10 protein-coding genes and 1 riboswitch are annotated in these 12,924 nt (G+C 71.7%); of the genes, 4 read left to right on the plus strand and 6 right to left on the minus strand.

Features of this window, described 5'->3' with window-relative positions; translation table 11 throughout:
• Window positions 1-62 precede the first annotated feature (62 nt).
• Entirely contained in the window at window positions 63-881 is an 819-nt protein-coding gene (locus tag AC3IYI_RS06140) for a PhzF family phenazine biosynthesis protein (protein WP_489409236.1), read from the plus strand.
• Window positions 882-929: 48 nt separating this feature from the next.
• On the opposite strand, the gene AC3IYI_RS06145 is transcribed toward AC3IYI_RS06140, so the two are convergent.
• Together AC3IYI_RS06145 and AC3IYI_RS06150 are read right to left on the minus strand one after the other, a co-directional pair.
• Window positions 930-1,673 carry a CPBP family intramembrane glutamic endopeptidase gene (locus tag AC3IYI_RS06145; RefSeq protein WP_489411907.1) on the minus strand — a complete coding sequence of 248 codons (744 nt, stop codon included), beginning with the start codon at window positions 1,671-1,673 and terminating at the stop codon, window positions 930-932.
• Window positions 1,674-1,858: 185 nt separating this feature from the next.
• The gene (locus tag AC3IYI_RS06150) at window positions 1,859-3,394 is read right to left on the minus strand and encodes a glutamate-cysteine ligase family protein (protein WP_489409237.1); all 1,536 of its coding nucleotides are present in this window, start codon (window positions 3,392-3,394) and stop codon (window positions 1,859-1,861) included.
• 512 nt (window positions 3,395-3,906) lie between these two features.
• Here AC3IYI_RS06150 and AC3IYI_RS06155 point away from each other — a divergent pair.
• Both AC3IYI_RS06155 and AC3IYI_RS06160 read left to right on the plus strand, forming a co-directional pair.
• Window positions 3,907-4,527, plus strand: coding sequence for a hypothetical protein (locus tag AC3IYI_RS06155; protein WP_489409238.1), 621 nt, complete (start codon window positions 3,907-3,909; stop codon window positions 4,525-4,527).
• 269 nt (window positions 4,528-4,796) lie between these two features.
• On the plus strand, window positions 4,797-5,003 hold the full coding sequence (locus tag AC3IYI_RS06160; protein ID WP_327251645.1) for a DUF5999 family protein: 207 nt from the start codon (window positions 4,797-4,799) through the stop codon (window positions 5,001-5,003).
• 118 nt (window positions 5,004-5,121) lie between these two features.
• Here AC3IYI_RS06160 and gcvP read toward each other — a convergent pair whose 3' ends face one another.
• Window positions 5,122-8,007 carry an aminomethyl-transferring glycine dehydrogenase gene (gene gcvP, locus AC3IYI_RS06165; protein ID WP_489409239.1) on the minus strand — a complete coding sequence of 962 codons (2,886 nt, stop codon included), beginning with the start codon at window positions 8,005-8,007 and terminating at the stop codon, window positions 5,122-5,124.
• A gap of 198 nt (window positions 8,008-8,205) precedes the next feature.
• Window positions 8,206-8,304, minus strand: a riboswitch (glycine riboswitch).
• 119 nt (window positions 8,305-8,423) lie between these two features.
• Here gcvP and AC3IYI_RS06170 point away from each other — a divergent pair.
• Window positions 8,424-8,789, plus strand: a complete 366-nt coding sequence (locus tag AC3IYI_RS06170) for a PRC-barrel domain-containing protein (protein ID WP_489409240.1) — start codon at window positions 8,424-8,426, stop codon at window positions 8,787-8,789.
• A gap of 618 nt (window positions 8,790-9,407) precedes the next feature.
• On the opposite strand, the gene AC3IYI_RS06175 is transcribed toward AC3IYI_RS06170, so the two are convergent.
• The 3 genes from AC3IYI_RS06175 to AC3IYI_RS06185 all read right to left on the minus strand — a co-directional run bounded on the left by AC3IYI_RS06175 (window position 9,408) and on the right by AC3IYI_RS06185 (window position 12,819).
• A complete protein-coding gene (locus AC3IYI_RS06175; protein WP_489409241.1) occupies window positions 9,408-11,336 on the minus strand; it encodes a DNA polymerase IV in 1,929 nt (642 codons plus the stop codon).
• A 172-nt stretch (window positions 11,337-11,508) separates the two neighbouring features.
• Entirely contained in the window at window positions 11,509-12,165 is a 657-nt protein-coding gene (locus AC3IYI_RS06180; RefSeq protein ID WP_374325766.1) for a MerR family transcriptional regulator, read from the minus strand.
• A gap of 180 nt (window positions 12,166-12,345) precedes the next feature.
• Window positions 12,346-12,819 (minus strand): bifunctional nuclease family protein, encoded by a 474-nt coding sequence (locus AC3IYI_RS06185; protein WP_030009777.1) that lies wholly within the window; start codon window positions 12,817-12,819, stop codon window positions 12,346-12,348.
• Window positions 12,820-12,924: the final 105 nt, after the last annotated feature.

Here is a 12,924-nt window from a genome sequence, read left to right on the forward strand (position 1 = left end):
CAGTCCAGTGATCCCGGATTGGCCTTTGCGGGCGGCTCCGCCGCGTCCCTACGGTCGAGGACATGCGCATCCGAATCGTCGACGCCTTCACCGACCGCCCCTTCGGCGGCAACCCCGCCGGGGTCCTGCTCCTCGAAGGCGGGTTCCCCCCGGACGCCTGGCTCCAGCAGGTCGCCGCCGAGGTCAACCTCTCCGAGACCGCCTTCGCCCATCCGCTCCCGCCCGGCGGCGAGGCGGACTGGGCGCTGCGCTGGTTCACCCCGGCAGCCGAGGTCGACATGTGCGGCCACGCGACCCTGGCCACCGCCCACGTCCTGGCCACCAGTGGCCTCGCGACAGGGACGGTCCGCTTCGCTGCGCGCTGCGGAATCCTGAAGGTCACGGCCGCCGAGGACGGGACCCTGGTGATGGACTTCCCGACCTCCTCCCTGACCGAGGTGGAACCGGACGCCGCCGTGGAGCGCGCGCTGGGCGCCACGGTCAAGTCGGTCCACGACACCTCCGAGCACATCGGGGACCTCGTGGTGGAGCTGGCCGACGAGCGGACCGTACGGGAGCTCACGCCGGACCACGCCGCCCTGCGCGGCTACTCCCGGCGCGGGATCATCGTGACCGCGGCGGCCGAGGACCCCTCCCGCGGCTACGACTTCGTCTCGCGCGGCTTCTTCCCCGCGTTCGGCATCGACGAGGACCCGGTCACCGGCAGCGCCCACACCGCGCTGGCCCCCTTCTGGGCGCGGCGGCTGGGCCGCACGGAGCTGGTCGGCCTCCAGGGCGGAGCCCGCACCGGCCTGGTCCGGGTCCGGCTGCTGGGCGACCGTACGCTGCTGATCGGGCGCGCGGTCACGGTCGTCGACGGCGAGCTGCTCAGCGCACCGTAAGCGGCCCGGCAGTACGTCCGGCGGCCGGCCGCCCGCCGGGCCGTGCGCCTACGGGGTGGGCAGCCAGCCCACCTTGCCCGCCAGCAGGGCGTACCCGCCGAAGGCCACGATGTCGAGCAGTGCGTGCGCGACGACCAGCGGCCCCACCCGGCCCCAGCGCCGGTAGGCGAGGACGAAGACCACGCCCATCACCACGTTGCCGATGAACCCGCCGATGCCCTGGTACAGGTGGTACGAGCCGCGCAGCACGGAGCTGGCGAGCAGCGCGGCCATCGGCGACCAGCCCAGCTGGTCGAGCCGGCGCAGCAGGTAGGCCAGCACGATGACCTCCTCCACCACGGAGTTCTGCACCGCGGAGAGGATCAGCACGGGGAACTTCCACCACACGTCGGGCAGCGCCTCCGGCACCACCGTGAGGTTGAAGCCGGTCGCCCGGGCCCCCAGGTAGAAGGCCAGCCCCGCGCTGCCGATGCAGGCGGCGACGAGCGCGCCCCGGCCCAGGTCCCACCCGGGCCGGGTGCGGTCGAAGCCCAGCACCTTCAGCCCGGGCGCGCCCTCACGGGTCAGCAGGTGCGCGACGAGCAGGACGGGGACGAGGGCGCTCGCGATGCCGAACAGCTGCCAGGCCAGGTCCAGCCAGGGCCGCCCCGGGGCGTAGGAGCCGTTGAGCGTGGCGGCCTGGTCCTTGAGCCCGCCCGGCTTGGTCAGCGAGCCGATGAAGCTGATCAGCGCCGAGACGCCGCTCGCGCCCAGGGACAGCGCGAGCACGAGCAGCGTCTCGGAGCGCAGCATCCTTCGCCCGCTCGGGCCCTCGCCGAGTTCGAGCTCCCCGACCACCGGTTCCGGCTCCGTCCGCACGCCCGTCTCCCGTCCCGCCACCGCTGCGACATCTCGCGGGGCGACCCGCCCCGATCACCCCATACTGCCTCCTCCACGGGGCAGGGGGATCACCGGGCGGGACCGGGCGGGCCCCGGAATCAGTCCGCGGCCGCCCTTCCGGCTGCCGCCGCGCCACCCCCCAGACCCACCGGCCAGGTGTGCACGGGATCGCCCCGGTGACTCAGCTCGCTGTAGCGGCGCGTGGTCGCGGCCAGCGCCGCGTCCCGCTCCAGCCCGCCCGCGACCGCCCGGTGGTACGTGTCCACCTGCCAGGTGGCTCCGTTCACGCGGCGCCGGCACCGCTCCTCGATGATGCCGAGGTAGTGGTCCCGGTCGGCGGGCTCGATGCCCCACGCGTCCAGTCCGGCGGCCGCCATCGGCAGCAGTTCCTCCAGCACCAGCCGCACCGCGGGCACGCTCGCCAGTCCACCGCCCCGGCCCCGGCGCGGCCAGCGCAGCCGGGCGTCGATGCCGTAGCGACAGGCCGCGTCGAAGTTGGCCTCCGCCTCCGCGAAGGGCAGCCGGCTCCACACCGGGCGCTGCTCGTCCGCGAGCGTCCGTACGAGCCCGTAGTAGAAGGCGGCGTTGGCGACGACGTCGGCCACCGTCGGGCCGGCGGGTAGGACCCTGTTCTCCACGCGCAGGTGCGGCACCCCGTCGGCGACCCCGTAGACGGGCCGGTTCCAGCGGTAGACGGTGCCGTTGTGCAGCACCAGCTCCTGCAAGGTCGGCACCCCGCCCTCGGCGAGCACCCGCAGCGGCTCCTCCTCGTCGCAGATCGGCAGCAGGGCGGGGAAGTAGCGGACGTTCTCGGCGAAGAGCTCGTACGCCGAGTCCACCCACCGCTCGCCGAACCAGGTGCGCGGGCGCACCCCCTGCGCCTGGAGCTCGGGTGGCCGGGTGTCGGTGGCCTGCTGGAAGAGCGGCGGCCGCGACTCCCGCCACAGCTCCCGCCCGAACAGGAAGGGCGAGTTGGCGCCGACGGCTATCTGTACGGCCGCCACCGCCTGGGCCGCGTTCCACACGTCCGCGAACCGGGCCGGGGTCACCTGCAGGTGCAGTTGTACGGAGGTGCAGGCGGCCTCCGGCACGATCGACCCGGAGGTCCAGGTCAGCCGCTCGACCCCGTCGATGTCGAGCGTGAAGTCCTCGCCCCGCATCATCAGGATCTGCTCGTTGAGCAGGGAGTAGCGGTCCACCGCCGAGAGGTTGGCGGTGACCAGGTCGGTGCGGGAGATCGTCGGCAGAATTCCGATCATGACCACCCCGGCGTCGACCTCCTGAGCCTGCCGGTGGGCATAGCCGAGACCCGCGCTCAGTTCCTCGGCGAGCTGGTCGAATACCCGGCCGCCGAGCCGGTGCGGGAGGACGTTCACCTCCAGGTTGAACATTCCCAGTTCGGTCTGGAAATCATTGCTCGCAATGCGTTCGAGGACCTGCGCATTCACCATTCTCGGCAACCCGTCGGCACCCGCGAGATTCAACTCGATCTCCAGCCCCATCATGTTCTTGGGACGATCGAACCTCTTCTCCTCCAGAAGTCGCTCCAGTACCTCCAGGCACTCGTGAAGCTTCCTCCGGTACCGTTGCCGATCGGACAGGTCGAATCCGCCCGCCACGACCTTCTCCCCCATCGGAGCGTCCCTCCTCGACTGGGCCTGGCCGGCGTGGAATGGATCCACCACCCAGGCGCGCGTTACGGTCGATGATGCCCCGGCGGCGTGATCGATAACGCGGAAGGGGCGTGACTGGCGGGGAGCGCGCGCCGGTTTGGCCGACGGGCGCTTTGGCACATTCACCTGGCAAGCGCCTCCACGCAAATACAGCGTAGACCTTGCCGGTTACCGATAACCGACGCTTTTCAGCCGAGCCCCCATCCGGTAACCTCCGAGGTCAGCGCGGAATTTTTGCGCGCACCCGGCACGAATGTCACGTCAGCGGGACCGGTAAGCGCCTTGTCGGCAATAGGCGGGACAGCTAGCCGAAACACTGCGTGAACACATGTCGGATAAACTCCGCATGCGAGGCAGAGAGTTGGCGCGCGGCCATTGCCCCTCAGCCCCCCTCTGACCCCAGAATGCGACAGCGCCGTCCGCACCCCGCACCCGCCCCGTTCCACAGTCTCCCAAGCGAGAGGCGACCCATCATGCCGCTGCACGTCCCTCCGGCTCCCGCGCCCGCCCTGCGCAGCGTCCTCGCGGCTCTCGGCTCCCCCACCGCCGTCCATGAGGCGCACACCCCGGCCCTGCGCGCCCTCCAGGGGCCGATGACCGCCGAACTGCCCCTGCCCGTCCACGTACTGGACCGGCTGCACGTCTCCGGTCTGGCCGCCGGCGGCAGGCCGCCGCGCACCCGCCTGACCGGCTGGCGGTTCCTGATCCGCAGCGGGGACCGCTACGTCGCGGCGGCCGACACCCGGCTGACACCGGACGGGTGGGCCTTCTCCCACTTCTTCGAGGGCCCCTACGTCTCCGCCACCGAACGCGCGCTGCGCCAGGCCGAATCGCTCGGCAAGAACTACCAGCCGCGGCTGCTGTCCGTACCGGAGCTGTACATGCTGACCCTGTGGCTGCACGGATCGGTGGGCGCCGACGCCTCCGCCGGACTGCCGGCCGCCGCCGACCTCCTGATCCCGTTGGCGCCCGCCCCGCCCGGCATCGCCGCGTACCGGCCGCACCCCGTGTCCGAACTGCTGCCCGTGCTGACCCATCGGCTCACGCCGACGGCTCCCCCGGTACCGCCCTCCATGGCCGCGCCGGCCGCCTGATCCGGCCCCTGGCCAGATCTGCCCATTCGGCCTAGCCCACTCGGGCCCCCAGCGAACCATCCGAAATGACAGGGGAGTTGACCTGAACCGCCCGCACGGGTGATGCGTCATCAATCTATGAGGACAGCTGCCGGGAAATCCCTCCGGACACTAGGTCGTGGGGGAACACTGGGGACTCTGACCGAGCCAAGTCGTTGATACGGGGGGCGGCCATGACCAACGCATCGAGCCGCAGCACACAGACCACACCGCAGCGAAAGAACGCATCCATGTGCCAGCACAAGCCAGCATGCCCGTCCGCCGACTCCGCCGACCGGGAGGCCGCACACCCCGTGGCCGTTCACCCGGAACAGGGCTGGAGCCTGCTGTGCAACGGCGTCCTGCTCTTCGAGGACACCGGTGAGCTGCTGCCGGACGGCCAGATCATCGCCCCGCACCGCGCGCTCGCGGCGACACAGGTGATGAAGGCGGCCTAGCCGACGTCGCAAGCGAAAGTGGCCGGTCCAGGAGGGAATTCCCGGACCGGCCCCTTCGCCACGCCACTTCGTCAGGTCACCGGATCAGTGGTCGATCAGGTGACGGTGACGGTGACGATCAGTTGTCGTACTCGTCCAGCGGCGGGCAGGAGCACACCAGGTTCCGGTCGCCGAAGGCACCGTCGATGCGGCGCACCGGCGGCCAGTACTTCTCCGCGGCCGACACCCCGCCCGGGAAGACGGCCTCGTCGCGGGTGTACGGGTGGTTCCACTCGCCGCCCAGCGCCGCCGCCGTGTGCGGGGAGTTGGCCAACGGGTTGTCGTCCACCGGCCACTCGCCGCCCGCGACCCGCTCGATCTCGGCGCGGATGGCGATCATCGCGTCGCAGAAGCGGTCGATCTCGGCGAGGTCCTCGGACTCCGTCGGCTCGATCATGAGCGTGCCGGCGACCGGGAAGGACATGGTCGGCGCGTGGAACCCGTAGTCGATCAGGCGCTTGGCGATGTCGTCGATGCTCACGCCGGTCGCCTTCGACAGGGGGCGCATGTCGATGATGCACTCGTGCGCGACCAGGTTGCCCGGGCCGGTGTAGAGCACGGGGTAGTGCGGCTCCAGGCGCTTGGCGATGTAGTTGGCGCCGAGCACCGCCACCTGGGTGGCGCGCTTGAGACCCTCGCCGCCCATCAGGCGCACGTACGACCAGGAGATCGGCAGGATGCCGGCCGAGCCCCACGGAGCGGCCGAGATCGGACCGACGCCCGTCTCCGGACCGGCGGTCGGCTGGAGCGGGTGGTTGGGCAGGTACGGGGCCAGGTGCGCCCGGACACCGACCGGGCCGACGCCCGGGCCGCCACCGCCGTGCGGGATGCAGAAGGTCTTGTGCAGGTTCAGGTGCGAGACGTCGCCGCCGAAGTGACCCGGCTTGGCCAGGCCCACCAGGGCGTTGAGGTTGGCGCCGTCCACGTAGACCTGGCCGCCGGCGTCGTGCACCTGGGCGCAGATGTCGGCGACGTGCTCCTCGAACACACCGTGCGTGGAGGGGTACGTGATCATCAGCACGGCGAGCTCGTCGCGGTACTGCTCGATCTTGGCGCGCAGGTCGTCCGCGTCCACCTCGCCGTCGTCGGCGGTCTTGACGACGACCACCTTCATGCCGGCCATCACGGCGCTCGCGGCGTTGGTGCCGTGCGCGGAGGACGGGATGAGGCAGACGGTGCGCTGCTCGTTGCCGTTCGCCCGGTGGTAGGCGCGGACGGCCAGCAGGCCGGCGAGCTCACCCTGGGAGCCGGCGTTCGGCTGAATGGAGACCTTGTCGTAGCCGGTGACCTCGCAGAGACGTTCCTCCAGCTCGGTGATGAGCGTGAGGTACCCCTCGGCCTGCTCGACCGGGGCGAAGGGGTGCAACTGGCCGAACTCGGGCCAGGTGACCGACTCCATTTCGGTGGTCGCGTTGAGCTTCATGGTGCAGGAGCCCAGCGGGATCATGCCGCGGTCCAGCGCGTAGTCCTTGTCCGCGAGCTTGCGCAGGTAGCGCAGCATCGCGGTCTCGGAGCGGTGCTGGTGGAAGACCGGGTGGGTCAGGTACGCGTCCTGGCGCAGCAGCCCCTCGGGAAGCGCGTCGGCCGTGGCGGCGTCGAGCGCCTCCAGGTCGGCGGTGACCCCGAAGGCCGCCCACACCGCGTCGACGTCGGCGCGCAGGGTGGTCTCGTCGCAGGCGGCGGAGACCAGGTCGGCGTCGACCTGGTACAGGTTGACCCCGCCCTCGCGCGCCGCGGCCACGACCTCGGCGGCCCGGCCCGGGACCCGCGCCGTGATGGTGTCGAAGTAGGCGCCGTGCACGACCTCGACCCCGCCGGCCGTCAGACCGGCGGCGAGCAGGGCGGCGTAGCGGTGGGTGCGGCGGGCGATCGTCCGCAGCCCGTCCGGGCCGTGGTAGACGGCGTACATGCCGGCCATGACGGCGAGGAGCACCTGTGCGGTGCAGATGTTGCTGGTGGCCTTCTCGCGGCGGATGTGCTGCTCACGGGTCTGCAGCGCCAGACGGTAGGCCTTGTTGCCGTCCGCGTCCACGGAGACGCCGACGAGGCGGCCAGGCAGCGAGCGGGCGTGCTTGGCCTGGACGGCCATGTAGCCGGCGTGCGGTCCGCCGAAGCCCATCGGGACGCCGAAGCGCTGGGTGGTGCCGACCGCGATGTCCGCGCCCAGCTCACCCGGCGAGGTCAGCAGGGTCAGGGCGAGCAGGTCGGCGGAGACGGCGACGATGGCGCCGAGCGCGTGCGCCTGCTCGATGACCGGCTTGATCTCCCGTACGGCGCCCGAGGCACCGGGGTACTGGAGGAGCACACCATAAACGCCGCGCTCGGCGATCTCGGCGGGAATCCCGTCCGACAGGTCCGCGACCACGACCTCGATGCCGATCGGCTCGGCACGGGTCTCGATCACCGCGATGGTCTGCGGCAGCGCGTCGGCGTCGACGAGGAAGACGTTGCCCTTGGCCTTGCCCACGCGGCGGGCCAGGGTCATCGCCTCGGCGGCCGCCGTGCCCTCGTCGAGCAGGGAGGCGCCGGAGGTCGGCAGGCCGGTCAGCTCGGCGACGACGGTCTGGAAGTTCAGCAGGGCCTCGAGGCGGCCCTGGGAGATCTCCGGCTGGTACGGCGTGTACGCCGTGTACCAGGCCGGGTTCTCCATGACGTTGCGCAGGATCACCGGCGGCGTGAAGGTGCCGTAGTAACCCAGGCCGATCATCGACGACAGGACCTGGTTGCGGTCGGCGAGCTGACGCAGCTCGGCGAGCACCTCGGCCTCGGTCCGCGCCTCGGGCAGGTTCAGCGCGGCGGTGGTCTTGATCACATCCGGCACCGCGGCGGCGGTGAGCTCGTCGAGGGAGCCGTAGCCCACCTGAGCGAGCATCTTCGCCTGCGCCTCGGCATCCGGGCCGATGTGGCGCTGCTCGAAGGGGATGCCTCGCTCCAGCTGGGAGAGCGAAATGCGGTTGGCGGTCATGTACGGAGGCCTCCTGGTCGTACGACCTGCGAGGGGCACCACGGCGCGGGCACCCGGACGGCCTCCCCCTCTGTCATCACAACCTGAGAGCTTCACCGGGCCGCGTGGGGATCGCCCACGAGATCCGGCTTTCACCGTCGGTGAGGAGAGGGACCGGCACTGCGCGCCCGGTACCCACACCTGCTTTCCAGAGTGGCCTCACCACGTGCGGTACGTATGCCTGAGAGATTCCGGGGAGGATTTGCTCCTTCGGCGCCTCCGTCTCACTCACTCGGAGGACTCTCCCGCACAGGGTCAACAGCCGTCACCCAGCCTACCAGCGAGGATCTGGTCACCTCCCTCGAGTGGCCCCCTCTCCCGAAATGCACTTTTGTAGTCATTACGGAGGAGTTGCGCCCAAGTGGAGGGACCGGACCGTGCAGACCGACATCGATCCCCGCAGCCTGATCGGCCGCAAGGCGTTCGACCGCAATGGCACCAAGATCGGCACCGTCGACGAGGTCTACCTCGACGACGCCACGGGCGTCCCGGAATGGGCCGCCGTACGCACCGGACTCTTCAGCCGGGACGCCTTCGTCCCGCTGGAGCCCAGCGAGATGGTGGGCGACACCCTGCGCGTGCCCTTCGAACGCTCCCTCATCAAGGACGCCCCCGACTTCGGCGTCGGCCGCCACCTCTCCCCCGAACAGGAGCTGCAGCTCTACCACCACTACGGCCTGGACCTGGCCCTCCCGTCGGACTTCCAGCACGACTTCGGCCACCAAACCCCCGACACCCCCTGACCCCACCACCCCCACACCCGCTGCCCCCCAACGAACCGGGGCAGCGGGCTCCCCACGGGCACACCCTCAAACAATCCCCCCCACGCCCCCTCCCCCCACCCACGCCCGCCAACGGACACCGCACACCAGGCGCCAGACGGCGTACGCCCAGGCGGCAGGCAGGGTGCACCAGAGGCAGCGGCAACTGACACCCGCCAGCGGGAACGGTGCAGCGGCGGCCGACACCTGGCAACGGCGGCAGCAGGCGCCAAGCCCAGACACCGGGCAGCGGCAGCGGGCAGCGAGCAGCGGGCAGCGGGCAGCGGGCAAGCAGCTCCGGGCAACGGCAGCGGCAGCGGCAGCGGCAGCGGCAGCGGCAAGCAGCTCCGGGCAACGGCAGCGCGCAGCGGTAGCGGGCAGTGGGCAGCAGGCACCTACCAGCGGTTAGCTGATACTCAGCGCCTCACACTGCGCAGCCGGCATCCAGCAGCGTGCATGCGGCACCCGGTGGCACCGCGTGGACCGGCCGCAGGCATCAAGTACGTGCCCGCCGCCACGGACCCCGGCAGCACACGGCTCCCCAGGCGCACCCCGGAATCCGGGCGCCCAGGCGCGGCGAAACGACATGACCTCGCAGACTCACGTCGAAGCCGTGGAAGCCGTCGAGCCCCCGACCCCCACGGCCCGTTCCCCGACCAGCGGCATCGGATCGGACGGCTCCAGCTCGGGGTCGTCCACCAGGAACGTTCGCACCCGGCCCGGCTCTGATCCGGGCTGCTCGAACCGTACGGTCACCCGCCCGACCCCGCTGCCCTGAACCCACCCGGGCCCGTACACCGCATGCCGCACATCGCTCCCGGCCGGCCACCGCCGCTCAACCACACCTCCCACGCCCCCCGCACCCCCGAGCCCCTGCCCAGCGCCCTGAGCCTGCTGGGCACCCAGCACGTGCCCAGCAACCCCACCCTGACCCCGCTGATCGCCCTGACCGGGCCCAGCGCTCTCCTGCTGCCCTGACCCTGCCGCCTGGCCCTGCTCGGCGGCCTGCTCCTGCACAGCTGCCTGGCCCTGCCCCACGCTCTCCCTCGGCCCCGCCCCAGCACCCTGCCCCGGCCCAACGCTCACACGCCGCCCCTCCCCAGGCCCCTGGCCCAGCCCCTGGCCCGGGCCCGGCTGAGCGGCCTGGCTCTCCCCGAAACGCTCCCCCTGCCCCGGCCCTACGGCCTCAGCCTGCCCATGGCCCTGCCCGGCGAGCTCGCCAGGCCCCGCCCCGGCGGCGGAGGCCCGCTCCTGGCCCTGCCCGGCACCCTCGCCCGGCCCAGGCCCCGCAACCTCCCCCAGGGTCAGACCCGGGGGCTCCTGCCCCCCATCAGCGCCGGCCGCCGGCCGCCCCGCACCCCCGCCGGACGGCGAAGCCCCCTCGGCAAGATCCGCACCCGCGGCAACGGCACCCTCCCCGTCCCCGGCGGCGGCCACGCCCGCCCCCGCAGCCATCGCATCGGCGAACGCGAAGAGGTCCTCCTGCGTGTAGTCCGCCAGCCCCGTCACACCCACCCCCAGCAGCCGCACCCCGCCCGTGGTGTCCACGGCCTCCAGCAGCCGCGCCGCCGCCTCCCGCACCACCGAGGCGTCGTCCGTGGGCCCCCGCAGGGTCTCCGAACGGGTCAGCGTGGAAAAGTCGTACCGCCGCACCTTGAGCACGATGGTCCGCCCCGAGTGCCCCGAGCCGCGCAGCCGCTCCACGCACCGGTCCGCGAGCCGCTGCACCTCGTTGCGGATCCGTACCCGGTCGTGCAGGTCCACGTCGAAGGTGTCCTCCACCGACACCGACTTCGCATCGCGCTCGGCGACCACCGGCCGCTCGTCCACACCCAGCGCCATCCGGTAGAGCCCGACCCCGTGCGAGCGCCCCACCATCCGGACCAGTTCGTCCTCGCCGGCCGCCGCCAGCTCCCCCACCGTGGTGATCCCGGCCCGCCGCAAGTGCTCCCCGGTGGCCGGCCCCACCCCGGGCAGGGTCCGTACCGACATGGGTGCGAGGTGCGCCCGCTCCGTGCCGACCTCGATCAGCAGCAGCCCGGCCGGCTTGGCCTCCTCGGAGGCGACCTTGGCCAGCATCTTGGACCCCGCGAGCCCCACCGACCCGCTCAGCCCGGTCGCGGCGGCGATGTCGGCCCTGAGCCGCTCACCAACGGCCCGCGCGGCCTCCGCGTCGAAGGCGACGCCTCCCGCCTCGAGGTCCACGAAGGCCTCGTCCAGGCTCAGCGGCTCCACGAGGGGAGAGAGCTCCCGGAGCATCCCCATGACCGTGTCGCTGACCGCGCGGTACAGGCTGAAGCGCGGAATCAGGCACGCGCCGTTCGGGCAGAGCCGCCGCGCCTGGGCCATCGGCATGGCCGAATGCACGCCGAACCGCCTGGCCTCGTAGGAGGCGGTCGCGACGACCCCGCGCGGCCCGAGACCACCGACGATGACGGCCTTGCCGCGCAGGCTCGGCTTCGACGCCTGCTCCACGGATGCGTAGAAGGCGTCCATGTCCAGGTGCAGGATGGTCGGCGCGGCTCTCACAGCTCCGATGCTGCCCTACGCCACTGACAATCGGCCCGAACCCGAGCCAGGCGAGCCGGGGCGGCCCGCCAGGACCGCGCTCGACCAAACGCGCGCGACCAGGACGGCCCGGCCGGGACCGGACGGACCACCGGCCCGTCCCCACCCCACACCCGGCCCCGCACCCGGCGCCTCAGACGGCCCGGTTCCTCCGGGCGGCCAGCTCATCGGCCGGGTTGTGCCCGACCACCGTCTCGCCCGTGTCCACGCGCTCCCCGTGCAGCTGCGACAGCGCGTTCTCGACATCGCGCCAGACCACGCCCACGGCGATGCCGAAGACTCCCTGGCCGCCCTGGAGCAGGCTGACGACCTGATCGGGCGAGGTGCACTCGTAGACGGTGGCGCCGTCGCTCATCAGCGTCATCCGCTCCAGGTCCGAGAAGCCCCGGTCGCGCAGATGCTGCACGGCGGTGCGGATGTTCTGCAGCGCCACCCCGGTGTCCAGGAAGCGCTTCACGATCTTGAGGACGACCACGTCCCGGAAGCTGTAGAGGCGCTGGGTCCCCGACCCGTAAGCCGGACGCACCGTGGGCTCCACCAGCCCGGTGCGCGCCCAGTAGTCGAGCTGCCGGTACGTGATGCCGGCCGCGGCACACGCCGTCGGCCCTCGGTATCCGACCTGCTCGGGTGCGGACTCGCCGCCCTGGGGCCCCACCGGCCCCACCGAACCGACCGGCGCGGGCTCCGGCTGACGGCGCGCGGAGTTCACCGCACCACCGTGCAGCGGGTACGGCCCACCGTCACTCCGTGCGGGGATGCCCCCGGTCATACCGTCGCCCGTGACTCTCACGCCGACCCTCCGTCCTTGACCTGCCATCTCGAAGGTAGGCAGTCACCAGGGGTGCGTCAACGATCGCCACACTCGGCACGCCGAGTGATAATCACCCTGAGAGTGGTTTCCCGTACCCCATTGCGGGGAAAGGCTACTCGAATGGGCTGAAATATCCGGGAGGACGGCGCGACCCGCGCCTCACTGCGGGCCGGTACCGAAGTCCTCTGGCGAAATCTGGTCGAGGAACTCGCGGAACTTCTCCACCTCGTCCTCCTGCTCGTCCGGGATCGCGATTCCGGCGTCGTCGAGCACGCCGTCGCTGCCGTAGATCGGCGTCCCGGTCCGCAGGGCGAGCGCTATGGCGTCGGAGGGCCTCGCGCTCACCTCGACTCCGCTAGCGAAGACGAGCTCCGCGTAAAAAACGCCCTCCCGCAGATCCGTGATCCGGACTTCGGTGAGCTCCTCGCCGATCGCCTCCAGCACGTCCTTGAAAAGGTCGTGTGTCAGCGGCCGGGCAGGGGCCATGCCCTGCTGCGCGAAGGCAATGGCGGTCGCCTCCCCTGGTCCGATCCAGATGGGGAGGTACCGGTCGCCTCCCACTTCACGCAGGAGCACGATCGGTTGGTTCGAGGGCATTTCCACCCGGACACCCACAACGTCGAGCTCGTTCACACAGCAACCCTAGGACCTGCCCGGCAGGTTTGGGTAGTCGGGCTCCCCCAAGCCTGCCCCGAAGCCCCTGCGAAGACACCCGAAGTCGGCCCGAAAACCCCTCCG

It is taken from the genome of Streptomyces sp. GL_148 (assembly GCF_057834205.1).

What these genes read in the sequence shown, in the direction of transcription:
- AC3IYI_RS06140 (WP_489409236.1), top strand. Translation starts at nt 63, where the DNA reads ATGCGCATCCGAATCGTCGACGCCTTCACCGACCGCCCCTTCGGCGGC.
- AC3IYI_RS06145 (WP_489411907.1), bottom strand. Translation starts at nt 1,673, where the DNA reads ATGCTGCGCTCCGAGACGCTGCTCGTGCTCGCGCTGTCCCTGGGCGCG.
- AC3IYI_RS06150 (WP_489409237.1), bottom strand. Translation starts at nt 3,394, where the DNA reads ATGGGGGAGAAGGTCGTGGCGGGCGGATTCGACCTGTCCGATCGGCAA.
- AC3IYI_RS06155 (WP_489409238.1), top strand. Translation starts at nt 3,907, where the DNA reads ATGCCGCTGCACGTCCCTCCGGCTCCCGCGCCCGCCCTGCGCAGCGTC.
- AC3IYI_RS06160 (WP_327251645.1), top strand. Translation starts at nt 4,797, where the DNA reads ATGTGCCAGCACAAGCCAGCATGCCCGTCCGCCGACTCCGCCGACCGG.
- gcvP (WP_489409239.1), bottom strand. Translation starts at nt 8,007, where the DNA reads ATGACCGCCAACCGCATTTCGCTCTCCCAGCTGGAGCGAGGCATCCCC.